Origin of the sequence: Pseudomonas sp. 8Z (assembly GCF_902506535.1) — a bacterium.
Lineage (GTDB): Bacteria > Pseudomonadota > Gammaproteobacteria > Pseudomonadales > Pseudomonadaceae > Aquipseudomonas.
On the sequence record NZ_LR733825.1, the window covers coordinates 940,007 to 962,384 of the forward strand.

23 protein-coding genes and 1 other RNA gene are annotated in these 22,378 nt (G+C 60.3%); 6 read left to right on the forward strand and 18 right to left on the reverse strand.

Annotated elements, in window-relative coordinates:
- Positions 1–5 precede the first annotated feature (5 nt).
- The 9 genes from mraY to rsmI form a co-directional block, all read right to left on the reverse strand.
- Positions 6–1,088, reverse strand: coding sequence for a phospho-N-acetylmuramoyl-pentapeptide-transferase (gene mraY, locus AERO9A_RS08495; RefSeq protein ID WP_159971462.1), 1,083 nt, complete (start codon positions 1,086–1,088; stop codon positions 6–8).
- Positions 1,089–2,459, reverse strand: a complete 1,371-nt coding sequence (gene murF / locus AERO9A_RS08500; RefSeq protein WP_159971463.1) for a UDP-N-acetylmuramoyl-tripeptide--D-alanyl-D-alanine ligase — start codon at positions 2,457–2,459, stop codon at positions 1,089–1,091.
- Positions 2,452–3,915, reverse strand: coding sequence for a UDP-N-acetylmuramoyl-L-alanyl-D-glutamate--2,6-diaminopimelate ligase (locus tag AERO9A_RS08505; RefSeq protein WP_159971464.1), 1,464 nt, complete (start codon positions 3,913–3,915; stop codon positions 2,452–2,454). Before AERO9A_RS08505 ends, murF begins: the two co-directional genes overlap by 8 nt.
- Positions 3,915–5,642: a penicillin-binding protein 2 gene (locus AERO9A_RS08510; RefSeq protein WP_159971465.1), complete on the reverse strand. Its 1,728-nt coding sequence runs from the start codon at positions 5,640–5,642 to the stop codon at positions 3,915–3,917. Before AERO9A_RS08510 ends, AERO9A_RS08505 begins: the two co-directional genes overlap by 1 nt.
- Positions 5,639–5,932 (reverse strand): cell division protein FtsL, encoded by a 294-nt coding sequence (gene ftsL, locus AERO9A_RS08515; RefSeq protein ID WP_159971466.1) that lies wholly within the window; start codon positions 5,930–5,932, stop codon positions 5,639–5,641. The genes AERO9A_RS08510 and ftsL overlap by 4 nt, the downstream gene beginning before the upstream one ends.
- Complete coding sequence (rsmH, locus tag AERO9A_RS08520; protein ID WP_159971467.1) at positions 5,929–6,873, reverse strand: 16S rRNA (cytosine(1402)-N(4))-methyltransferase RsmH; 945 nt, start codon at positions 6,871–6,873, stop codon at positions 5,929–5,931. Before rsmH ends, ftsL begins: the two co-directional genes overlap by 4 nt.
- Before the next feature lie 2 nt (positions 6,874–6,875).
- Complete coding sequence (mraZ, locus tag AERO9A_RS08525) at positions 6,876–7,331, reverse strand: division/cell wall cluster transcriptional repressor MraZ (RefSeq protein ID WP_159971468.1); 456 nt, start codon at positions 7,329–7,331, stop codon at positions 6,876–6,878.
- A gap of 309 nt (positions 7,332–7,640) precedes the next feature.
- An RNA gene (gene rnpB / locus AERO9A_RS08530) (RNase P RNA component class A) lies at positions 7,641–7,999 on the reverse strand.
- Positions 8,000–8,061: 62 nt separating this feature from the next.
- Positions 8,062–8,925 (reverse strand): 16S rRNA (cytidine(1402)-2'-O)-methyltransferase, encoded by an 864-nt coding sequence (gene rsmI, locus AERO9A_RS08535; protein ID WP_178111112.1) that lies wholly within the window; start codon positions 8,923–8,925, stop codon positions 8,062–8,064.
- A 123-nt stretch (positions 8,926–9,048) separates the two neighbouring features.
- Between rsmI and AERO9A_RS08540 the strand changes: the two genes are divergently transcribed.
- Genes AERO9A_RS08540 through AERO9A_RS08555 form a run of 4 tightly spaced genes read left to right on the forward strand, consistent with a single transcriptional unit; the run spans position 9,049 to position 12,363 of the window.
- Positions 9,049–10,857, forward strand: coding sequence for a penicillin-binding protein activator (locus AERO9A_RS08540; protein WP_159971470.1), 1,809 nt, complete (start codon positions 9,049–9,051; stop codon positions 10,855–10,857).
- Positions 10,854–11,213: a YraN family protein gene (locus AERO9A_RS08545; RefSeq protein ID WP_159971471.1), complete on the forward strand. Its 360-nt coding sequence runs from the start codon at positions 10,854–10,856 to the stop codon at positions 11,211–11,213. Before AERO9A_RS08540 ends, AERO9A_RS08545 begins: the two co-directional genes overlap by 4 nt.
- A gap of 26 nt (positions 11,214–11,239) precedes the next feature.
- Positions 11,240–11,833, forward strand: coding sequence for a phosphoheptose isomerase (locus AERO9A_RS08550; RefSeq protein ID WP_159971472.1), 594 nt, complete (start codon positions 11,240–11,242; stop codon positions 11,831–11,833).
- Entirely contained in the window at positions 11,830–12,363 is a 534-nt protein-coding gene (locus AERO9A_RS08555) for a BON domain-containing protein (RefSeq protein WP_159971473.1), read from the forward strand. The genes AERO9A_RS08550 and AERO9A_RS08555 overlap by 4 nt, the downstream gene beginning before the upstream one ends.
- Positions 12,364–12,441: 78 nt before the next feature.
- On the opposite strand, the gene AERO9A_RS08560 is transcribed toward AERO9A_RS08555, so the two are convergent.
- The 7 genes from AERO9A_RS08560 to rplM form a co-directional block, all read right to left on the reverse strand.
- Positions 12,442–12,858, reverse strand: coding sequence for a ClpXP protease specificity-enhancing factor (locus AERO9A_RS08560; protein WP_159971474.1), 417 nt, complete (start codon positions 12,856–12,858; stop codon positions 12,442–12,444).
- A 17-nt stretch (positions 12,859–12,875) separates the two neighbouring features.
- Positions 12,876–13,493 carry a glutathione S-transferase N-terminal domain-containing protein gene (locus AERO9A_RS08565; protein WP_159971475.1) on the reverse strand — a complete coding sequence of 206 codons (618 nt, stop codon included), beginning with the start codon at positions 13,491–13,493 and terminating at the stop codon, positions 12,876–12,878.
- Between the two features lie 164 nt (positions 13,494–13,657).
- On the reverse strand, positions 13,658–14,440 hold the full coding sequence (locus tag AERO9A_RS08570) for a cytochrome c1 (protein WP_159971476.1): 783 nt from the start codon (positions 14,438–14,440) through the stop codon (positions 13,658–13,660).
- Positions 14,440–15,651, reverse strand: coding sequence for a cytochrome bc complex cytochrome b subunit (locus tag AERO9A_RS08575; RefSeq protein WP_159971477.1), 1,212 nt, complete (start codon positions 15,649–15,651; stop codon positions 14,440–14,442). Before AERO9A_RS08575 ends, AERO9A_RS08570 begins: the two co-directional genes overlap by 1 nt.
- Entirely contained in the window at positions 15,651–16,244 is a 594-nt protein-coding gene (gene petA / locus AERO9A_RS08580) for a ubiquinol-cytochrome c reductase iron-sulfur subunit (protein WP_159971478.1), read from the reverse strand. The genes AERO9A_RS08575 and petA overlap by 1 nt, the downstream gene beginning before the upstream one ends.
- A 255-nt stretch (positions 16,245–16,499) precedes the next feature.
- Positions 16,500–16,892, reverse strand: coding sequence for a 30S ribosomal protein S9 (gene rpsI / locus AERO9A_RS08585; protein ID WP_159971479.1), 393 nt, complete (start codon positions 16,890–16,892; stop codon positions 16,500–16,502).
- A gap of 14 nt (positions 16,893–16,906) precedes the next feature.
- A complete protein-coding gene (gene rplM, locus AERO9A_RS08590) occupies positions 16,907–17,335 on the reverse strand; it encodes a 50S ribosomal protein L13 (RefSeq protein ID WP_159971480.1) in 429 nt (142 codons plus the stop codon).
- Between the two features lie 247 nt (positions 17,336–17,582).
- Here rplM and AERO9A_RS08595 point away from each other — a divergent pair, with 247 nt between their 5' ends.
- Positions 17,583–18,620, forward strand: a complete 1,038-nt coding sequence (locus AERO9A_RS08595; protein WP_159971481.1) for an NADP(H)-dependent aldo-keto reductase — start codon at positions 17,583–17,585, stop codon at positions 18,618–18,620.
- A gap of 265 nt (positions 18,621–18,885) precedes the next feature.
- Positions 18,886–19,809, forward strand: coding sequence for a GlxA family transcriptional regulator (locus AERO9A_RS08600; protein ID WP_178111119.1), 924 nt, complete (start codon positions 18,886–18,888; stop codon positions 19,807–19,809).
- 16 nt (positions 19,810–19,825) lie between these two features.
- Here the strand turns inward: AERO9A_RS08600 and zapE are convergent, their stop codons facing one another.
- The gene (gene zapE / locus AERO9A_RS08605; protein ID WP_159971483.1) at positions 19,826–20,920 is read right to left on the reverse strand and encodes a cell division protein ZapE; all 1,095 of its coding nucleotides are present in this window, start codon (positions 20,918–20,920) and stop codon (positions 19,826–19,828) included.
- A 108-nt stretch (positions 20,921–21,028) separates the two neighbouring features.
- Entirely contained in the window at positions 21,029–22,375 is a 1,347-nt protein-coding gene (locus AERO9A_RS08610) for a tryptophan--tRNA ligase (protein WP_159971484.1), read from the reverse strand.
- Positions 22,376–22,378 lie beyond the last annotated feature (3 nt).

A 22,378-nucleotide genomic window follows, 5' to 3' on the forward strand; every position in this document is an offset into this window, starting at 1 on the left:
CGCAATTACCTCAGTTTCAGGGTGGCCAGGCCGATCAGCACGAGAATCACGGTGATGATCCAGAAGCGGACGATCACGCGTGGCTCGGGCCAGCCCTTGAGTTCGAAATGGTGATGAATCGGTGCCATACGGAACACGCGCTTGCCGGTCAGTTTGAAGCTGGCGACCTGGATGATCACCGACAGGGTTTCCATGACGAACACACCACCCATGATGAACAACACGACTTCCTGGCGGACGATCACCGCGATGGTGCCCAGCGCGGCGCCGAGCGCCAGCGCGCCGACATCACCCATGAACACCTGTGCCGGGTAGGTGTTGAACCACAGGAAACCGAGGCCGGCCCCTACCAGCGCGGCGCAGAACACGATCAGCTCACCAGCGCCCGGCACGTACGGAATCAGCAGGTAATCGGCGAATTTGATGTTGCCCGACAGGTAGCAGAAGATCGCCAGCGCACCCGCCACCATCACGGTCGGCAGGATAGCCAGGCCGTCGAGGCCGTCGGTGAGGTTCACCGCGTTGCTCGAACCGACGATGACGAAGTAGGTCAGCACCACGAAGCCGACACCCAGCGGGATACTCACATCTTTGAGCAGCGGCAGGATCAGGGTGGTTTCCACCGGGCTCTGCGCAGTCATATAAAGGAAGACAGCAGCGGCCAGGCCGAATACCGACTGCCAGAAATACTTCCAGCGACTCGGCAGGCCGCGCGAGTTCTTCTCGATCACCTTGCGGTAGTCGTCGACCCAGCCGATGGCACCGAACGCCAAAGTCACAGCCAGCACCACCCACACGTAGCGGTTGGACAAGTCAGCCCAGAGCAGCGTGCTGACGGCAATGGCAGTGAGAATCAGCGCGCCGCCCATGGTCGGCGTGCCTTTCTTCGACAGGTGCGATTGCGGGCCATCGTTACGCACAGCCTGGCCGATCTGACGCACCTGCAGGGTGCGGATCATCCATGGGCCAAGCCACAGCGACAGCGCCAGGGCGGTGAGCACGCCGAGAATGCCGCGCAGGGTCAGGTATTGAAAGACCGCGAAGCCCTTGTGTAACTGTTGCAGGTACTCCGCCAGCAGCAGCAGCATTTAGTGAATCTCCCCCGATACGTCGCACAGCGCCGCCACGACCTTGTCCATGGCTGCGCTGCGAGAACCTTTGATTAGTAGTGTGCTGCCAGCCTGCTCGGCGCGAAGCGCTGCGATCAGCTCGGCTTGATCAACGAAATGGCGGCCTTTTGAACCGAACGCCTCGACGGCGTGACGCATCAGCGGGCCGACGGCATACAGCGCATCGACCTTGCCCGCAGCATGGCGCCCAACATCGCGATGGCCCTGCTCGGCCCACTCGCCCAGCTCGCCCATATCTCCCAACACCAGGACGGTGCGGCCGGAGAAGCCGGCGAGTATATCCACCGCCGCGCACATCGACACGGGGTTGGCGTTGTAGCTGTCATCGATCACCCGCACGCCATCGGCGGTCAACTGCGCGACGGCGCGGCCCTTGACCGGCTGCAGGTTTTGCAGGCCTTCGACCATGGCGGCCAGCGGCATGCCCAGGGCATGAGCGGCGGCACAGGCGGCCAGGGCATTGGCGACGTTATGCTCACCAAGCAGGTTGAGTTGAATGCGGGCGCTACCGACCGGGCTGTGCAGCGTGAAGCCCTGGCAGCCACGTTGGTCACGGGCCAGTTCGGCACCGTGGAAATCAGCTCGGGAATCGCGCAGGGCGAAGCTCAGCACCTTGCGCCCGAGCGCGCGACGCTGCCAGGTGGTGAAGGCCTTGTCATCCAGATTGAGCACGGCCACGCCATCATCAGGCAGGCCTTCGAGAATCTCGCCCTTGGCTTCGACGATCTTCTCCGGGCCGCCGAACTCACCGACGTGAGCATTGCCGGCGTTGGTGATGATGGCCACCTGCGGTCGGGTCAGGCTGACGGTGTAAGCGATTTCGCCAACGTGATTGGCACCCAGCTCGATCACGCCGGCGCGATGCACCGGCGCCAACTCCAGCAGGGTCAGCGGTGCGCCCAGATCGTTATTGAGGTTGCCACGCGTCGCCAGTACCGCGCCGTTCAGGCCAGCACGCAGAATGGCCGCGAGCATTTCCTTAACGCTGGTCTTGCCGCTGGAGCCCGTCACGGCAGCCAGCGGGCCAGTAAAGGCCTGACGATTGAGCGCCCCCAACTGGCCAAGAGCCAGGCGAGTATCGGCAACCAGCAGTTGTGGCAATGGCGCACCGATGACCTCGCGCTCGACCAGCGCGGCAACGGCGCCCTTGGCGGCGACTTCGTCCAGATAGTCATGACCGTCGAAACGCGGCCCGGTCAATGCCACGAACAGTTGATCAGGCGCGATGGTGCGGCTGTCGGTGCCCACGGCGGAAAAGGCAACATCCGCGCCGATCACGCGCGCGCTCAAGTCGGCAGCGACTTCGCTGAGCAGCCAGGGCTTAAGCATGAACAGCCTCCCAGGCGGCTAGAGCCTTGTTCGCTTCGTTCAAATCGGAGAACGGCTGACGCACGCCCATGATTTCCTGGTAATCCTCATGGCCCTTGCCGGCCAACACCAACACGTCGCTGGCGGCAGCCTGGGCGATCAGCCGGGCGATGGCATCGCCACGACCATGAATGAACTGCACGCTTTCTGGCGCACTGAAACCAGCGCGAATACCTTCGATGATCTGCGCCGGGTCTTCGGTACGCGGGTTGTCGTCAGTGACCCACACCTCATCGGCGAGACGTTCAGCCACCGCAGCCATCAACGGACGCTTGCCGCGATCACGGTCGCCGCCGCAGCCGAACAGACACAGCAGGCGCCCCTCGACGTGCGGGCGCATGGCCTCCAGCACCTTTTCCAGAGCATCCGGGGTATGCGCGTAGTCGACCACCACCAACGGTTTGTCACCGCCGCCCAGGCGCTGCATGCGTCCAGCCGGGCCCTGCAACTGCGGCAGCACCTTGAGAATTTCGTCGAGGGCGTAGTCCATGCCCAACAGAGCGCCGACCACCGCCAGCAAGTTGCTCAGATTGAAACGCCCGAGCAGATTGCTGCGCAGCACTCCTTCACCACGCGGCGTAACCAGATGGGCGCGCACACCGTGATCGTCGAACTGCGCATCGCGGCAATACAGGTAGGCTTCGGGGCGCTCCAGGCTGTAACCGATCAGACGCGACTCGTGCGCCTGCGCGGCCAGCTCGCGACCGAAGGCGTCATCGAGATTGATTACCCGGCAACGCAGATTCGCCCAGGCAAACAACTTGGCCTTGGCGGCGCCATAAGCCTCCATGCTGCCGTGGTAATCAAGATGGTCGCGCGACAGGTTGGTGAACACCGCTACGTCAAACTCCAGCGCAGCGACACGCCCCTGATCCAAACCATGGGAGGAAACCTCCATGGCCACAGCGCGAGCACCGGCTTGCTTGAGCGAGGCCAGGGTGAACTGCAGCCCGACCGGGTCTGGCGTGGTGTGTTTGCTCTGCTCCAGCGCGCCGTAAAAACCGTTGCCCAACGTGCCAACGATCCCACAGGGCTGACCAAGCAGATCCAGCGCTTGCGCCAGCAACTGGCTCACACTGGTCTTGCCGTTGGTACCGGTAATGCCGACTAGATGCAGGGCACGGCTCGGCGCGCCGTAAAAACGTCCGGCAATCGCCGACAACTGACCAACCAGCCCCTTGACCGGCACCAGCACAGCGCTCTCGGCATGCATGTCTGGCGCGCCTGCGGCTTCATAGGCAACGGCGGCTGCACCACGGGCAATAGCGTCGGCAATGTGCACACGGCCATCTTGCTGGGTACCCGGCACCGCCAGGAACAAATCGCCCGGACGCACCTTGCGGCTATCGAGCGTCAGCTCGCGCACCAGCACGCTGCTCTCGGCGGCCGGCAGCAGTTGATTCAGCGGCATAGGCATCAGTTACGCCCTCCCTGGTTCACGGCAGCCACTTTCTGCTCGGGCGGCGGCAGGTTGTCCGGCGCAATGTTCATCAGACGCAGCGATCCAGCCATGACCTTGCTGAAAACCGGCGCCGAAATCAGGCCACCGAAATAAGCGCCCTTACCCGGTTCGTCGATCACGACAACCAGAGCGATGCGCGGATCCTGCGCTGGAGCGAAGCCAGCAAACAGGGAGCGATAGGCATTCTCGCGATACCCCTTGGTGCCTACGCTGCTCTTGCGCGCAGTACCACTCTTACCAGCCACGTGATAGCCAGGCACCTGAGCCCGGAAGACACCACGCGGCGCCTCGACGACCTGCTGCAGCATGCCTTGCAGGGTGGTGGCGACCTCTTTGGGCACGACCTGCATAGAGCCCGGCTTGCTATCCATGCGAATCATCGACAGCGGCACCATGGAACCGCCATTGGCCAAAGTCGCGTAGGCATGCGCCAACTGCACCGCCGTGACCGACAGACCGTAGCCATAGGACAACGTGGCCGTTTCCGCCTCGGGCCACTTGCGGTGATTGGGCAGATTGCCGACCCGCTCTCCCGGAAAGCCCAGCCCGGTATCACGACCGAAGCCCAGCTTGCTCATGGTGTCGTAAATACGCTCGCCACCAACATCGAAGGCTACCTTGCTCATCCCCACGTTACTGGAGTTGATCAAAATGCCGGTCAGATCCAGCGCCGGGCCTTCTGTACGGGACACATCGCGAATGGTGTAGCGGCCAATACGCAGCGTGCCGTTACCAATCGGCACGACGTCACTGGGTTTCCAGCGCCCGGTTTCCAAAGCCGCCGCCATGGACAGAGGCTTCATGGTCGAGCCCGGCTCGAACACGTCGATCATCGCGCGATTACGCATCGCCGCCGGCGTCAAACTGCGGCGATTGTTTGGGTTGTAGGTGGGATGGTTGACCATAGCCAGCACTTCGCCAGTCTTGACGTCAACCATCACCAGGCTGCCGGCCTTGGCATCGTTCTCCAGCAGTGCATTGCGCAGCTCACGATGCGCCAGATATTGCAAACGCAGGTCGATGGACAGCGCCAGCGTCTTGCCGGCCTTGGCGTTCTGCGCCACCTGCACATCCTTGATCAGCTTGCCACGACGATCCTTGAGCACCTGACGTTTGCCCGGCACGCCGGCCAGCCAATCCTCATAGGCGAGCTCCATACCCTCACGCCCATGATCATCAATATCCGTGAAGCCAACGACATGCGCAGCGACTTCGCCAGCCGGATAGAAACGACGGAACTCTTCGATGGCATAGACACCAGGCACCTTCAAATCGAGCACACGCTGTCCGTTCTCCGGCGTCAGACCGCGCACCAGATACATGAACTCACGCTCTTTATTCTGCTCCAGGCGCTCGGCAAAACTGGCCGAATCCTGCCCCAACGCCGCTGCCAGGGCAGGCCACTGATCGCGCGCGGCCTGCAATTCCTTGCCGTTAGCCCACAGCGTAGTTACAGGCGTACTGACAGCCAGCGGCTCGCCATTGCGGTCAGTGATCAAGCCACGGTGAGCGGGAATGGGGATATGCCGCACACTACGGGCATCGCCATGCGCTTTGAGAAAATCATGATCGAGCACCTGCAGGTCAAGCATGCGCCAGGCAATCGCACCGACCATCAGGGCGAGCAGCGCCAGCACCAAGCGAAAACGCCAGGGATAAAGCGCGCCTTCAAGCCCGATCATGGCTGCACCATATGGACGGCGGCGGGATCAGGGATATGCATTTTCAACTGTTCACTGGCCAACGCCTCAATGCGATTGTGCGCAGTCCAGGTGCTCTGCTCGAGGATCAAACGCCCCCACTCGGCTTGCGCCTTGTCACGCACGCTGAGCTCCGCATAAAGGTCGTTAAGTAACTGGCGGCTCCAGTGGGCGCTGTAGGAAACCGCCACGGCCGACACCAAAATGGCGACGAACAGCACTAGCAGCAGCAAACTGCCACTGGGCATGGATTTGCCGAGGCGCCGACTCATCGGAGCTTCTCCGCGACACGCATCACCGCACTGCGCGAGCGTGGGTTGACCTTGACCTCGGCATCGCTGGCGAACACCGGTTTGCCGATCAGCTTCAGACGCGGCTCGAAGGCCTTGGGAATAATCGGCAAATCACGCGGTAGCTTATCGGCCTCACCCTTGGCCTGGCGCTTCATGAACTGTTTGACGATACGATCTTCCAGGGAATGGAAGCTGATCACCACCAGGCGACCGCCGACTTCCAACGAATCCAGAGCAGCATCGAGACCGCGTTCAAGGTCACCCAGCTCGTTGTTAACGTGGATACGAATGCCCTGAAAAGCCCGAGTTGCGGGATTTTTTCCCTTCTCCCAGGCTGGATTGGCGTCCGTGAGCACCTTAGCCAGGTCGGCCGTGCGCGTGAACGGCAGCTCGACCCGACGCAGCACCACGGCACGCGCCATGCGCTTGGCGAAACGCTCCTCGCCGTAATCCTTCATCACACGGGCGATTTCGCCTTCGTCAGCCGTGGCGATCCAATCAGCAGCACTGACGCCGACAGCCGGATTCATACGCATATCCAGCGGGCCGTCATTGAGAAAGCTGAAGCCACGCTCAGGATCGTCGAGTTGCGGCGACGACACCCCCAGATCTAGCAGAACACCGGAGATAGAGCCCGCCAGCCCGCGGACAGCAGCCTCATCGGAAAGTTCCGCAAAACTGCGCTGCACAACGACAAAGCGGCCGTCTTCGGCCGCTAGCGCTTCCCCGGTCGCGATGGCCAGGGGATCCTTATCGAATCCCAATAGCCGTCCACCGGGGCCAAGCTTGTGCAAGATCATCCGGCTATGACCACCGCGACCGAAGGTGCCATCCACATAGCAACCGTCAGCGCGCACGGCAAGGGCCTCGACAGCTTCGTCGAGCAGCACGGTGATATGGCGGAAGTTGCTATCGGTCATGGTCACAGGATCAGGTCACGAAGTTCATCGGAAAGCGCGCCAGGCTCTTTAATAGCGGCCAGGTCAGCTTCGGCTACGGCATTCCAGGCATCTTCATCCCAGAGTTGAAACTTGTTTAGCTGGCCCACGAGCATGGCGCGTTTGTCCAGCTTGGCGTACTCACGAAGACGCGGGGGAACGAGGAAGCGACCACTGGCATCAAGCTCCAGATCCACCGCGTTACCGATCAGTAAGCGTTGCAAGCGACGATTCTCCTCACGGAAAGAGGCCAGCTCGCGCAACTTGTTCTCGATAAGCTCCCATTCAGGCAAGGGATAAACGCAAAGACAGGGATCAACAGCATCAATCGTGACGATGAGCTGACCACCACAACGCACAACGAGCTCATCGCGATACCGACTCGGCATCGCGAGGCGCCCTTTGGCGTCGAGACTAATGGCGTTAGCTCCGCGAAACACGGCTGCGCTTCCCCTGTAATTAGCTTCCCATGCCCATAAAAACCCACTTCATGCCACTTTCCACCACTTGCGCACACTATAGGAACGCGTGCGCCCCACCGTCAAGGCGGGCCAGAAGGGAAAAACCCTTACAGGACGGAGATTTAGCTCACGAAAAGAAAGGAAAAAGCGACACCCGAGCCAGCATCAGCAGGGTAAAAATCAAGCGCAGCAGGCCCCTGAAACCCAAACTTAAAGTGATTTCTTAGGAGTAAGATTTTTTCGGTATCAGACGAGTGGAAGCTAGAAGCACATTGCGAGGGAAGAGGGGAGGAGAGTCGATCTATAAGCCGGGTTCTGTCGAGGACAGCCATTCCTCTACGACGTACATCACTGCACATCTTTAGCAACCTACCCGGTTCCAGCGCGGGCCACGCCAATGGAACCCTATTTGGTCTTGCTCCGAGCGGGGTTTACCTAGCCACGGACTGTTGCCAGCCGCGCGGTGCGCTCTTACCGCACCTTTTCACCCTTACCGGCACTTGCGTGCTTAGGCGGTTGTTTTCTGTGGCACTTTCCGTAGGCTCGCGCCTCCCAGGCGTTACCTGGCACTCTGCCCTATGGAGCCCGGACTTTCCTCCCCCTCGCCTCGCAAAGCGAAACGAAGCAGCGACTGTCCGATCGACTCTCCGCCGCGTAGGGTACCGGGCATGATGGCAACCTGCAAGTGTGACCCAGATCACAACTACTATTACTTGCGCTCCAATGCCGCCTGATAGAGCAAATTTTTGCGCGCCCCGGTAATCTCGGCAGCCAATGCGACAGCACGTTTGAGCGGCATTTCAGCCAATAGAAGATCAAGCACTCGCAACGCCTCGGCACTGACCGCATCGCCACCTTCCGGGGCTTGCCAACCAGCAACCAGCACCACGCACTCACCGCGCTGCTGATTGCTGTCAGCGGCAACCCATTGGCACAGCTCAGCCAGCGGCAATCCCTGCAAGGTCTCGAACGTCTTGGTCAATTCGCGCGCCAGTAAAGCAGGGCGCTCGCCACCGAAAACCTCACGCATATCCTCAAGGCACTCAAGAATACGATGCGGCGCCTCATAGAAGATCAACGTGCGCGGCTCCTCACGAACCTGCTCCAGACGCGCGCGCCGTCCAACTGCCTTGGCTGGCAGGAAGCCTTCGAAAATAAAACGATCGGACGGCAACCCAGCCGCAGAAAGTGCCGCAATCAGTGCGCAGGCGCCAGGCACTGGCACTACCGGGATGCCAGCAGCGCGGACCTGGCGCACCAGGTGGTAGCCTGGATCGGAAATCAGCGGTGTACCCGCATCGGATATCAGCGCCACATCTTCCCCCGCCTGCAGCCGCGCCAGGAAACGCCCACCCTGATCGCGTTCATTATGCTCATGACAGGCAGCCTGCGGCGTCTGGATACCGAAATGCTGCAGCAAGCGCGCCGAGTGCCGGGTGTCTTCAGCGGCTATCAGCGCCACGTCACGCAGGATCCGCAGAGCCCGCGCACTGATGTCGTCCAGATTACCAATCGGCGTGGCAACCACGTAAAGGGTGCCTGGCTGGACGCTGGCGACTGCAGACTGACTCACTGGAAATACCTCGTTAATTGAAAGAGTTTCACATTCTAGCGGGTTAACGCCCCGCGGCATCGCACCGTATCCCGCCCTTGGGTACAATCGCCGCTCGTTTTGCTCAAGTATCAGGATGACCCGATGATCGCTAGCCTGCGCCCTCTTTCAGCATTATTTCTGGCTGGCTTGCTCGCCGCCTGCGCCAGCTCGCCCGCCAACAACCTGGGCCAGCTCCCCCGCACGCCACAAGCCAGCATCGAGCAGATGCTGCAACAGGCTGCCGACAGCAAGCCCGAGCAGGCCAACTTGCTGCGCCTGTCTGCCGCCGACCAGGCCGCTCAACAGCACGATATCGCCCGTGCGACGCGCATTCTCGAACAGATCGATCTGAATACCCTGCAACCTGCCCAGCAAATATTCGCCAGTACCCTTAGCGCGGAACTGGCCATGGCACGCAAGCAACCCAAGAGTGCCCTGCAGGCCCTGCAACACCACAGCCTGGAACGTCTGGCAGAGCTGCCCATCGAGCAACAAATACGCACCCAACTGGTTCGCGCACGCGCACTGGAGGCCGATGGCCAAATCCTCGCTGCAGCCCGTGAACGCGTATTCATCGCCCCGCTGCTCAACGGGCAAGCTGCGCATGATAATCAGGAGAGCATCTGGGAACTGGTGTCCAGCCTGCCCCCACAGCCCGCCACCGGCGCCGACAACGATCTGAACGGCTGGATGGAGCTGGCACGCGTAACCAAAAGCGCACCGACACTGGAGCAACAGCAAGCCGCCATTGACGAGTGGGTAGCGAAGAACCCACAACATCCGGCCGCTCAACAACTGCCCGACCCGCTAGTCAAACTGCGCGAGCTGGCCAGCCAGCCTCTGACCCGTATCGCACTCTTACTGCCGCAGGAAGGGCAACTGGCGAGCGTCGCCCGCGCCCTGCGCGACGGTTTCCTTGCCGCTCACTTCCAAGCAGAACAAGCTGGCCAGACTCCACCACAAATCAAACTCTATGACAGCTCCCGCATCGGCTCCCTGGACGCGTTCTACCAACAAGCCCAAGCCGACGGCGTGCAGCTAGTGGTCGGCCCGCTGGAGAAAGCGCTGGTCAAGCAACTGAGCGAACGCGAACAACTGCCTATCACCACGCTGGCACTGAACTATAGCGACGCCACCCAGGAAGGCCCGGCCCAACTCTACCAATTCGGCCTGGCCGCCGAGGACGAAGCCCGCGAAGTCGCCCGCCGTGCCTGGAGTGACGGCATGCGCCGCGCGGCCGCCCTGGTACCACGCGGCGAATGGGGTGACCGTGTGCTGGATGCTTTCCGCCAGACTTGGCAGGCACAGGGCGGAACCCTGATCGCCGCAGAGCATGTCGACCAACCCGTAGAGCTGGCCAGGCAAATCGCCGACCTATTCCAACTGCGCGAAAGCGAAGCGCGCGCCCGACGCCTGCAAAATACCCTAGGCCACAACCTCGACGCGCAACCCGCACGCCGCCAAGACATCGACTTCATCTTCCTCGCCGCCACCCCACAACAAGCCCAGCAGATCAAGCCGACCCTGGCCTTCCAGTACGCCGGCGACGTGCCGGTCTACGCCACCTCGCACCTGTTCACCGGCGCGCACAGCCAAGCGCAGTATCAGGATCTCGAAGGGATTCGCTTCTGTGAAACCCCATGGCTGCTGGATGAACAAGATCCACTGCGCCAACAAGCCAGCAAACAGTGGCCCCAAGCCGGTGGCAGCCTTGGCCGTCTGTACGCTATGGGTGTAGACGCTTATCGCCTGGCGCCACGCCTGGGCCAACTCAAGGCCCTGCCGGAGTCGCGCGTTGACGGCCTCACCGGCACACTCAGTCTGAACGCCACTCAGCGCATCGAGCGCCAACTACCCTGGGCCGAGTTTCGTGACGGCCAGGTACAGCGCCTGCCTGACAGCCTCAATTGAGCGCACACAACGACCTGGGCCGGGCTGCCGAGCAAGCAGCCCGGCAACACCTGGAACGCAACGGCCTGCGCCTGATCCAACAAAACTGGAGCTGTCGGCGCGGCGAGCTTGATCTGGTCATGCTCGACGGCGATACAGTAGTATTCATCGAAGTCCGCGCCCGGCGTCATAGCGCCTGGGGCGGCGCTTTGGAGAGCATCGATGCACGCAAACGCAGCAAGCTGATCAACGCAGCGCAGATGTTCCTTCAACAGCATCCCAACTGGACCCGCCACCCCTGCCGCTTCGATGTAGTCGCTATCAGCACCGGCAACTCCGCTCAGCTCGACTGGATCAAGAACGCCTTCGACACCTAACGGCCGTACACTCAAGGTTTTAACCGATGGACATGCAATCCCGAATCCGCCAGCTCTTCCAGGCCAGCATTGATACCAAGCAACAGGCCATGGACGTTCTGGTTCCCTACATCGAGCACGCTAGCCTGATCATGGTTCAGGCCCTGCTCAATGAGGGCAAGATTCTCTCCTGTGGCAACGGCGGCTCAGCCGGTGACGCCCAGCACTTCTCTTCGGAGCTGCTAAATCGATTCGAACGCGAGCGCCCGAGCTTGCCAGCCATCGCCCTGACCACCGACAGCTCAACCATCACCTCGATCGCCAACGACTACAGCTACAACGAGGTGTTCTCCAAGCAAATCCGCGCACTGGGCCAACCCGGCGACGTGCTACTGGCCATTTCCACCAGCGGCAATTCCGCGAATGTCATTCAAGCTATCCAGGCCGCGCACGATCGTGAAATGACAGTAGTTGCCCTGACCGGACGCGATGGCGGCGGAATGGCCTCGCTACTGCTGCCTGAGGATGTGGAAATCCGCGTCCCCTCAAAAATCACCGCACGGATCCAGGAGGTTCATCTTCTGGCCATACACTGCCTCTGCGACCTGATCGACAGCCAACTTTTCGGGAGTGAAGAATGAAGCGTTCCGCACTGATACTTGCCAGCCTAGCCTTCGTACTGACGCTGACCGGCTGCGGCAGCCGTAGCATCGGCAACAAGATCGACGACCAGTTTCTCGGCCCAGACGTTGCCACCAGCATCAGCAACGCCCATGCCGACCTGAGCAGCCCAACCTCACGTATCATCGTCACCGCTTACAACGGCGTTATCCTGATTGCCGGCCAGACTCCACGTGCCGAACTGAAGGACCTCGCCGCCCAACGCGCGCGCAATGTGCAAGGTGTAAAGAAGGTCTATAACGAACTGCAGGTACAGCAGCCAGCGTCGCTGCTGGCACGCAGCAATGACTCGCTACTGACCACCAAGATCAAGACGCAGATGCTGGCTGACAGCAGCGTACCGAGCAGCAAGATCAAGGTTGTGACCGAAAACGGCATCGTCTACCTGCTGGGCGTGGTCAACCGCAGCGAAGCCAATGCCGCAACCGCCGTGGTGCAAGGCGTATCAGGCGTGCAGCGGGTCGTACGCTTGTTCGAGTACACGAACTGAAGCTACAAGCCAGAGCAAAAACGACGGGCGCCCAGAGGCGCCCGTTTTACTTGCAGCTTGAAGCCTGTCGCTTGCTGCTTACTTAACCACTTTGAGGCTCGGCCGCCCGCTTGGGCGCGGCGGCTCGCCGCCGCCATCCGGGCCATCTTCACCTGAACCTTCGTGCCCCTCCTGCTCCTGCTCAGGCGCCTCTACATCGAAAACCATGCCCTGACCATTCTCCCTGGCATAGATCGCCAAAATGGCCGGTGACGGCAGATAAAGACTATGTGCTACACCGCCGAAACGCCCCTCGAAGCTAACCGCCTGGTTATCCATGTGCATTTGACGAACCGCACTGGGCGACGCATTGAGCACGATCTGACCATCACTGGCAAAACCGGCGGGCACCCGCACCCCAGGATACTCAGCATTGACCAATAGATGAGGCGTGCAATCGTTATCGACGATCCACTCGTACAGAGCACGTATCAGGTATGGGCGACTGGAATTCATCATGTCCTCCTCGCGCTTTAGCGCATATCCCGCTCGACACTGGAAAGGCTGGCCCGGAAAGCCTCACGAGCAAACTGACGCTCCATATAGTCAAGCAGCGGCTTGGCAGGTCGTGGTAGCTCGATCCCCAGCAACGGCAAGCGCCACAATACCGGCAACAGACAACAATCGACCAGACTCAGTTCTTCACTGAGAAAAAAAGGCTTGTCGGCAAACAGAGGCGACACCCCCGTCAGACTCTCACGCAGCTCCTTACGGGCCTGCGCCTTGTCAGCCTCCTTGCTACGACTGTCGAGAATACGGTCGACCAGTGAGCACCAGTCACGCTGGATACGATGCATCAGCAGGCGACTGTTAGCGCGCGCCACCGGATAAACCGGCAGCAAAGGCGGATGTGGGTAACGCTCGTCCAGATACTCCATAACAACAGAGGACTCGTACAACGCTAGGTCGCGATCAACCAAGGTCGGCACGGTACCGTATGGGTTGGCCTCAGCCAATTTGGGCGGACAACGCCCCGCCTCGACCTCGACAATTTCGACGTTGACACCTTTTTCGGCGAGCACCAGACGCACACGATGGCAGTAGTGATCGGCGGGGTCGGAGTAGCAGGTCAACCGATTGGTCACCGCCATGGCGATCCTCCTCGCTTTTTTGATTTTCCAGAAAGACAAAAAATTGCCAGGCGCAATTTTTGAAATCGAAAGAGTAACCTCGCAATGAGGCCACCAGAAATGGCAGGGGTATAAAAACTTGCGCGCCCGACAGGACGCGCAAGTCTTCAAGGCAGAAAGACGACTTAGTGCACGTCCTTCCAATACTCACGCTTGAGTAGATAGGCGAACACGAAGAAGAACGCCAGATACAGCAAAACGTACGTGCCGATGCGCTGGGACTCCAGCTTAACCGGATTAGCCGAGTAGGCCAGGAAGGTCACCAGATTTTTGATCTTGTCGTCGAACTCGGCCTCGCTCAGGGTACCGGTGTTCGGCTCAACGGTGAGCTGATCGCAGGCCTCGTGAGTGATCGGTGCACCGGTCAGCGGGTCGAACTGTTTCTTGCCATCGGTCACGACCTGAACCTGTTTGCAACCGATAACCTGATTCCCCTGCAGACCCACTAGCACGTTCGGCATACCGACGTTCGGGAAGACCTTGTTGTTAGCCCCCAATGGGCGCGTCGGGTCAGCATAGAAGCTGCGCAGGTAGGTGTACAACCAATCATTACCACGCACACGCGCAACCAGCGTCAGATCAGGCGGAGCCGCACCGAACCACACCTTGGCATCTTCCGAATGCATGCTGTTGTTCATGTGATCGCCAATCTTGGCGCCTGTGAAGACCAGGTTTTCGAGCATGATCTCGTGTGGAATCCCCAGATCATCGGCAACCCGCTCGTAACGCTGGAACTTGGCCGAGTGGCAACCCATGCAATAGTTGGCGAAAGTACGCGCGCCGTCTTGCATGGCCGCCTTGTCGGTCAGGTCGATATCGACCTTATCCAGATGCACACCCTCACCGCCAGCAGCGAAGCCCAATGTCGGCAGCGCAGCGAAAACAAATGCAGCCAATAATTTTTTCATCAGCCAGTCACCCTTTCCGGAACCGGTTTGGTCTTCTCCATCCTGGTGTAGAACGGCATCAGGATGAAGTACGCGAAGTACAGGACGGTGCACACCTGCGACAGCAAGGTACGCCCCGGAGTAGGCGCCAGCACGCCCAGCACACCAAGGATGACGAAGGAAATGCAGAAGATCAGCAGCCAGACCTTGCTCATCCAGCCCTTGTAACGCATGGACTTGACCGGGCTACGATCCAGCCACGGCAGCACGAACAGCACCGCAATAGCCGCCCCCATGGCAATCACGCCCAGCAGCTTGTCCGGCACAGCGCGAAGAATTGCGTAGAACGGTGTGAAGTACCAAACCGGCGCAATATGCTCAGGCGTCTTGAACGGGTTGGCCTGCTCGAAGTTCGGCTTCTCGAGGAAGTAACCGCCCATCTCCGGGAAGAAGAACACCACGGCGCAGAACACGAACAGGAACACCACAACACCGACGATATCTTTCACGGTGTAGTACGGGTGGAAGGGAATACCATCCAGCGGGATGCCATTCTCGTCCTTCTTCTTCTTGATCTCGACGCCGTCCGGGTTATTCGAGCCGACTTCGTGCAACGCCAGGATATGCAGTACGACCAGGCCGAGCAGGACGATTGGCAGCGCGATCACATGCAGGGCAAAGAAGCGGTTCAGGGTAATACCGGAGATCAGGTAGTCACCACGGATCCACTGAGTCAGGTCGTCACCGATGACCGGAATGGCACCGAACAGCGAGATGATCACCTGGGCGCCCCAGTAGGACATCTGGCCCCACGGCAGCAGGTAGCCCATGAAGGCTTCAGCCATCAGGCACAGGTAGATCAGCATGCCGAAGATCCACACCAGCTCGCGCGGCTTCTGGTAGGAGCCGTAGAGCAGACCGCGGAACATGTGCAGGTACACCACAACGAAGAACGCCGAGGCGCCGGTGGAGTGCAGGTAGCGGATGATCCAGCCGTACTCGACATCACGCATGATGTATTCGACGGAGGCGAAAGCCTCCTCGGCAGAGGGCGTGAAGCTCATGGTCAGCCAGACACCGGTGAGGATCTGATTGACCAGCACCAGCAGTGCCAGGGAGCCGAAGAAGTAGAAGAAGTTGAAGTTTTTCGGGGCGTAGTATTTGGAGAGATGGTCTTCCCACATCTTGGTGGCAGGAAAGCGCGCATCAACCCATTCCATGAATTTGCTCATCAGGCTTTCTCCTGGTCCACACCGATGACGATGACATCATCCGTCTCGTAGCTGTAAGGCGGCACCGGCAGATTCAAAGGTGCCGGCTGAGCCTTGTAGACGCGTCCCGCGAGATCGTAGCGAGAGCCGTGGCATGGGCAGAAATACCCCCCCATCCAATCAGCCCCAAGATCCGCCGGAGCCACTTCCGGACGGAAGGATGGCGAACACCCCAGGTGAGTACACAGACCGACCAACACCAATAGCTCGGGCTTAATCGAGCGAGTCTGCTTGTCCACGTAGTCAGGCTGCACAGAAGCAGCGGACTCTGGATCTGCCATACGATCGTGGATTTTGGCAAGATTGCTCAAAATCTCTTCGGTGCGGCGCACGATAAATACCGGCTGACCGCGCCATTCAGCAACCATCTGCTGGCCCGCCTCGACCTTGGCGACGTTCACTTTCACCGGTGCCCCGGCCGCTTTGGCCTTGGCACTGGGGAACCATGACCCCACAAACGGAGTCGCAGCACCTACTGCCCCTGCAGCGCCCACTACGGAGGTGGCCGCCACCAGGAAGCGACGCCGGCCTGCATTCACGCCGTCATTGCTCATCAGTCGTCTCCCATCAGCTTTATGGCCTGTTGTTCAGACCTATAGTAATTAAATGTCGGGCCGCGCAAAAAATCCGCCAGATGGTAAAGAAAAAGCCCCTTCCCTGACAAGGTCATTACTCCGCGCCTACCCCTCGAGAACCTTGCAGAACGCGGCCTGCATACATGCGGCACGTTGTCACAGCACTTTGCCAGCAGCAAAAAAAACGCCCAGTTCCACGAAGGAACTGGGCGTTTTTTTGAAAGCGTCGAAAAATTAACGCTTCGAGTACTGCGGACGCTTACGCGCTTTACGCAGACCGACTTTCTTACGCTCAACTTCACGAGCATCGCGAGTCACGTAACCCGCTTTACGCAGCGGGCTGCGCAGGGTTTCGTCGTACTCGATCAGAGCGCGAGTGATGCCGTGACGGATAGCACCAGCTTGACCGCTGACACCACCACCAGCAACGGTGACGTAGATATCGAACTTCTCGACGGTTTCGGTCAGCTCCAGCGGCTGACGTACGACCATGCGAGCAGTCTCACGGCCGAAGAATACATCCAGGCTGCGATTATTGATGGAGATGTTGCCAGTACCCGGACGCAGGAATACGCGTGCGGTTGCAGTCTTGCGACGGCCAGTGCCGTAATTTTGAGTCGCCGACATAATGAACTATTCCGTTAAATCTTCAGTTCTTGGGGCTGCTGAGCAGTGTGCGGGTGAGAGGCACCCTTGTACACCTTCAGCTTGCGGTACATGTCGCGACCCAGCGGGTTCTTCGGCAGCATGCCTTTAACCGCGGTCTCGATCACGCGCTCAGGAGCACGAGCGATCAGCTTCTCGAAGTTGATCTCTTTGATGCCGCCCGGGAAGCCGGAGTGGGAGTAGTACATTTTGTCGCTGGTCTTGGCACCAGTCACGCGCACCTGCTCAGCATTGATAACGACGATGTAGTCGCCAGTGTCAACGTGAGGAGTGTACTCAGGCTTGTGCTTGCCACGCAGACGGCTCGCGATTTCGGTGGCCAGACGACCCAGGGTCTTGCCAGCAGCATCAACGACGAACCAGTCGCGTTTTACTGTTTCCGGTTTAGCAGTAAAAGTTTTCATTCTTTATAGCCTCAGGGGCCGCCCAGCAAAAATAGACGGCGGATCTTACTGAATAGTGCGTACTTTGACAAGTCAAAGGCAGCCGTCTACGGACGCTATCGGGGGCTCGGGTCAGCGCGTCCACGGTACGGCAAGATTCTTCGGCAGGCGGCGCATCACTTCCACCGCAGAAAGAGGTGGCGGATTATCCTGATTGCGAAAAAAAATTCAACCTGCTTGTATGGCTCTTTTGCCAAAGGAGTACCTCATGGAATACCGCAAGCTAGGCCGAACCGAACTCGATGTCAGCGCCCTGTGCCTGGGCACCATGACCTGGGGTGAGCAGAACAGTGAACGCGAAGGCCATGCCCAGATCGAGCGGGCCAAGGCCAGCGGCATCAATTTCATCGACACAGCCGAGATGTACCCGGTGCCACCGCGTGCCGAAACCTACAGCAAGACCGAACAGATCATCGGCAGCTATTTCAAGCAACATGGTGATCGCGCCGACTGGATCCTGGCCAGCAAGATCGCCGGCCCAGGCAACGGCATCACTCATATTCGAGACGGGCAGCTCAAGTTCAATCGCCAGCATATCGTTGCCGCACTCGATGCCAGCCTCAAGCGCCTACAGACTGACTGGATCGACCTGTACCAATTGCACTGGCCGGAGCGTCCGACCAACTTTTTCGGCCAGCTCGGCTACAAGCATCAGGACACCGACTTCACCCCGCTGGAAGAAACCCTGGAAGTGCTCGACGAGCAAATCAAAGCAGGCAAGATCCGCCACATCGGCCTGTCCAACGAGACGCCCTGGGGCACCATGAAGTTCCTGCAACTGGCCGAGAGCCGTGGCTGGCCACGCGCGGTGTCGATCCAGAACCCCTACAACCTGCTCAACCGCAGCTTCGAAGTAGGCCTGGCCGAGATCGCAATTCGCGAGCAATGCGGCCTTCTGGCTTACTCTCCACTGGCCTTCGGCATGCTCAGTGGCAAGTACGAAGGCGGCGCTCGTCCGGCAGGTGCCCGCATCACCCTGTTCAGCCGCTTCACTCGCTACACCAAACCACAAGCCGAAGCCGCCTGCACACGCTACATTGCCCTGGCCCGCGAACATGGACTGGACCCCGCGCAGATGGCTCTGGCCTTCGTCACAGCACAGCCTTTCGTTACCAGCAATATCATCGGGGCCACGAGCCTGGAGCAACTGGACAGCAACCTGGCAAGCGCTGAACTAAAGCTCTCCGATGAAGTGCTTGCAGGCATCGAAGCAATCCACACCGCGCAACCCAACCCAGCGCCCTGAACAGGACGCCCGGATGCCATTCGGCGAGCACTCAATTCACCTGCCACTGCATCCGGGCAAACCCCTTCCTCCCTTCTCTATGTGCACTAGACACAACTGGCGAAAAATAAGACGATCCAGCCATCAGGCGACCAATCAGCCTTAATCAACAAGAACAATAGCCATGATTACGCCTCTACCGCGCGCCGAACTGCGCCGCGTCAGCATCCTCGCCACAGACGGCGTGTTCGCCTCTACCCTGCTACAGGCCAAGGACTTCTTCCACATGGCCGGGGTACGTTACGCCAGGCAGCAAGCATTAGGCTTGGAGCCGCCCTTCGAGATTCACCTGGTCAGCCCCTCAGGCTCACCTGTCGATAGTTTCAGCAAGGTACAGGTGCCGATCGACAGCGACCTGGATACCTGCGACCTCATCATTTTGCCGGCTTTCTGGGGCAACTTCGACGCGCTCAGCGCACGTTATCCGCAAGTACTTGAGTGGCTAAGGCGGCAGCACGCAGCAGGCACCGCCATCTGCGGCGAGGCCAGCGGCGTATTCTGGATGGCCGAAGCAGGCCTGCTCGACGGGAAAGAGGCGACCACTTACTGGCGCTTCTTCCGCGAGTTCGCCGAGCGCTTTCCCAAGGTGCAGCTAAACCCGGAAAAGCACCTCTCCGACGCCGACAATCTCTACTGCGCCAGCGGCGTGACCTCGGCCTGCGACCTTTACATCCACCTGATCGAGCGCTATTGCGGCGCAAGCATCGCTCAGGGTGTAGCGCGCGACATCCTCTACGAGGTGCAGCGCAGTTACACGCCAGGGCGCATTGGTTTCGGCGGGCAGAAACTGCATCAGGATGTCAGCGTGCTGCAGATTCAGCAGTGGCTGGAGGAACACTACGCCGACAAGTTTCGCTTCGAAGACGTAGCCCGTGAGCATGGCATGAGCATCCGCAACTTTATGCGTCGCTTCCAGAGCGCAACAGGCGACAAACCCCTGCAATACCTACAACGCCTGCGGATCGAGACAGCCAAAAGCCTGCTGTCTTCCACCCGCAAGAGCATCAAGACCATCAGCTATGAAGTGGGCTACGACGACGCCAGCTTCTTCGCCAGATTGTTCCGCCAGCACACTACGTTGACACCCAAGCAATACCGGCAGCAGTTCATGCACAAGGATACCGCCAGCCACGGCAACCCAGGCCCATGAAAAAGCGCTCAGGCGCTCAGGGCTTGTGCGGACGCGAGAGGAACTCGTGCGACTGCATCTCCAGCAGGCGGCTCAGGGTGCGCTGGAACTCGAAGTTCAGTCGGCCGCCGATGTACAGATCCTTCAACTCCACCTCGGCAGAGATGATCAGTTTGACGTTGCGGTCGTAGAACTCATCCACCAGGTTGATGAAGCGCCGCGCCATATCGTCCTTGGCCACGCCCATCTGCTCGACGTTGGCCAGGATCACCGCATGGAACAGCTTGCCCAGCTCGATGTAATCGTTCTGGCTACGCGGGCCGTCGCACAGCTCGCGGAACTCGAACCAGGCCACGTCTTCGCACACGCGCACGGCGTTGATCGCGCGATTCTCGATCATCAACGCCTCGTTCTCGACCATGTGCGTGCAGTCCGGCAGCAGGCTCTGGAAGCTCTTACGCAGGCTCTCCTCGGCGGCCGGGCCGAGCGGGAAGTGGAACAGCTCGGCCTGCTCCAGGGCACGCAGACGATAGTCGACGCCGCTGTCGACGTTGACGATGTCGGTGTGCTGCTTGAGCAGGGCGATGGCCGGCAGGAAGCGCGCGCGCTGCAAACCGTCACGGTACAGGCCGTCCGGCACGATGTTGGAGGTCGCTACCAGCGATACGCCGTTCTTGAACAGTTCTTCCAGCAGGGTGGCGAGGATCATCGCGTCAGTGATGTCGCTGACGAAGAACTCGTCGAAGCAGATCACCCGCGCCTCGTCGGCGAAGCGCTTGCCGATGATGGTCAGCGGGTTCTTCTCGCCCTTGAGCGTACGCATTTCCTCATGCACACGCTTCATGAAGCGGTGGAAGTGGGTACGCATTTTCTGCTCGAACGGCAGCGCATCGAAGAAGGTGTCGACCAGATAGGTCTTGCCGCGCCCGACGCCACCCCAGAAGTACAGGCCTTTGACCGGCCCTTGCGGCTTCTTGCCGAACAGCTTGCCCAACAAGCCACCCTTGCCCTGGTCGACGGCGACCAGGTCGTCGTACAGACGCTGCAAGTGGCGAACGGCATTTTCCTGGGCCGCATCATGGAAGAAGTCGGGCCGCTTGAGGTCGGCCTGATAACGCTCTAGGGGGGTCATGATTCGTTAGCCGGGCAAGTAAAAACGGGGGCGTCACTTTAGCGACGCCCCCGTTGCTTGGCAATCGTGCCGTGGGCGGCAACCGCCGCCCGGTATGCAGCAGCTATCTCACTCCTGCGGCGCCAACGCCTCACGCAGGCGGGCAATGGCATCTTCCAGCGCCTGACCGTCAGCGAACTCGGGGCTGCTGGCCACGCTCTCGCCATCGATCCATACCGCGAACACCTGGCCTTCGACGCGCACATCCAGCGGCTCGCCGGATTGCAGGCGTTTGTTGATCATGCCGGCCGACTTGCCATCGGCGAAGGATTTCGACAGCAGCAGTTGCTCGCCATCGGCATCCAGCAGACGGAAGCGGAAGCTGCCATCTTCATCGCGGAAGCTGACGAAGCGGGCGCTCTTGGCGGCTTTCTTCTTCTCGCCAGTAGCGACTTGCACCTGCTCGCGGAACGAACGCAGGCCCACCGCCTCGCGCAGCTCGCCAAGGAACGGCGTGGCGATCTTGCGCGCCTTGGCGGCGCCGGCAAGGAGAATATCTTCCAGGTCGGCCGGCCGAGCGATCAGCGCGTTGTAGCGCTCGCGCGCCTCGCCCAGGGTGTCTTCGAGCAGCTGGTACAGGCGATTCTTCGCCTCCCCCCAGGCCAGGCCGCCTTCCAGCTCGGCGCGGAACTCGGCCTGCTGTGCGTGGCTGGCGAAGGCCTGGTACAGGGTGAACAGGTGCGAACCCTCGGCATCCTTGGGCTCGCCCGGCAGCCTGGAGTCGGTGACGATGCGCGCCACGGCATCCTTGAGCTGCTTGGCGCTGCCGAACAGCGGGATGGTGTTGTCGTAGCTCTTGCTCATCTTGCGCCCGTCGAGGCCGGGCAGCGTGGCCACTTCCTCCTCGATCACCACCTCGGGCAGGACGAACAGATCCTTGCCCTTGCCGAACAGGTGGTTGAAGCGCTGGCCAATGTCGCGAGCCATCTCCACGTGCTGGATCTGGTCGCGGCCGACCGGCACCTTCTGTGCGTTGAACATCAGGATGTCCGCCGCCATCAGCACCGGGTAGCTGAACAGGCCCATGGTCACGCCGGCATCCGGGTCTTCACCGGCTTCGACGTTCTTGTCCACCGAGGCCTTGTAGGCGTGGGCACGGTTGAGCAGGCCCTTGCCGGCGACGCAGGTGAGCAGCCAGCACAGCTCCGGGATCTCGGGGATGTCGGACTGACGGTAGAAGGTCGCCTTGTCGGTATCCAGGCCCAGCGCCAGCCAGGTGGCTGCGATTTCCAGACGCGAACGCTGGATGCGTGCCGGGTCATCGCACTTGATCAGCGCGTGGTAGTCGGCGAGAAAGTAGAACGAGTCCATCTGCGGATCGCGACTGGCGGCGATGGCTGGGCGGATGGCACCGGCGTAGTTGCCCAGGTGCGGCGTGCCGGTGGTGGTGATACCGGTGAGGATACGGGTGGTCATGAC

Coding starts and splice junctions, on each gene's coding strand:
- zapE (WP_159971483.1), bottom strand. CDS start 20,920: ATGACCCCCCTAGAGCGTTATCAGGCCGACCTCAAGCGGCCCGACTTC.
- rplM (WP_159971480.1), bottom strand. CDS start 17,335: ATGAAAACTTTTACTGCTAAACCGGAAACAGTAAAACGCGACTGGTTC.
- rsmH (WP_159971467.1), bottom strand. CDS start 6,873: ATGACCGATAGCAACTTCCGCCATATCACCGTGCTGCTCGACGAAGCT.
- AERO9A_RS08555 (WP_159971473.1), top strand. CDS start 11,830: ATGAAGCGTTCCGCACTGATACTTGCCAGCCTAGCCTTCGTACTGACG.
- AERO9A_RS08565 (WP_159971475.1), bottom strand. CDS start 13,493: ATGGCGGTGACCAATCGGTTGACCTGCTACTCCGACCCCGCCGATCAC.
- rpsI (WP_159971479.1), bottom strand. CDS start 16,892: ATGTCGGCGACTCAAAATTACGGCACTGGCCGTCGCAAGACTGCAACC.
- AERO9A_RS08510 (WP_159971465.1), bottom strand. CDS start 5,642: ATGATCGGGCTTGAAGGCGCGCTTTATCCCTGGCGTTTTCGCTTGGTG.
- AERO9A_RS08600 (WP_178111119.1), top strand. CDS start 18,886: ATGGCCGGGGTACGTTACGCCAGGCAGCAAGCATTAGGCTTGGAGCCG.
- petA (WP_159971478.1), bottom strand. CDS start 16,244: ATGAGCAATGACGGCGTGAATGCAGGCCGGCGTCGCTTCCTGGTGGCG.
- AERO9A_RS08560 (WP_159971474.1), bottom strand. CDS start 12,858: ATGAATTCCAGTCGCCCATACCTGATACGTGCTCTGTACGAGTGGATC.
- AERO9A_RS08505 (WP_159971464.1), bottom strand. CDS start 3,915: ATGCCTATGCCGCTGAATCAACTGCTGCCGGCCGCCGAGAGCAGCGTG.
- AERO9A_RS08575 (WP_159971477.1), bottom strand. CDS start 15,651: ATGAGCAAATTCATGGAATGGGTTGATGCGCGCTTTCCTGCCACCAAG.
- AERO9A_RS08550 (WP_159971472.1), top strand. CDS start 11,240: ATGGACATGCAATCCCGAATCCGCCAGCTCTTCCAGGCCAGCATTGAT.
- mraY (WP_159971462.1), bottom strand. CDS start 1,088: ATGCTGCTGCTGCTGGCGGAGTACCTGCAACAGTTACACAAGGGCTTC.
- AERO9A_RS08595 (WP_159971481.1), top strand. CDS start 17,583: ATGGAATACCGCAAGCTAGGCCGAACCGAACTCGATGTCAGCGCCCTG.
- AERO9A_RS08570 (WP_159971476.1), bottom strand. CDS start 14,440: ATGAAAAAATTATTGGCTGCATTTGTTTTCGCTGCGCTGCCGACATTG.
- ftsL (WP_159971466.1), bottom strand. CDS start 5,932: ATGAGTCGGCGCCTCGGCAAATCCATGCCCAGTGGCAGTTTGCTGCTG.
- AERO9A_RS08610 (WP_159971484.1), bottom strand. CDS start 22,375: ATGACCACCCGTATCCTCACCGGTATCACCACCACCGGCACGCCGCAC.
- murF (WP_159971463.1), bottom strand. CDS start 2,459: ATGCTTAAGCCCTGGCTGCTCAGCGAAGTCGCTGCCGACTTGAGCGCG.
- AERO9A_RS08540 (WP_159971470.1), top strand. CDS start 9,049: ATGATCGCTAGCCTGCGCCCTCTTTCAGCATTATTTCTGGCTGGCTTG.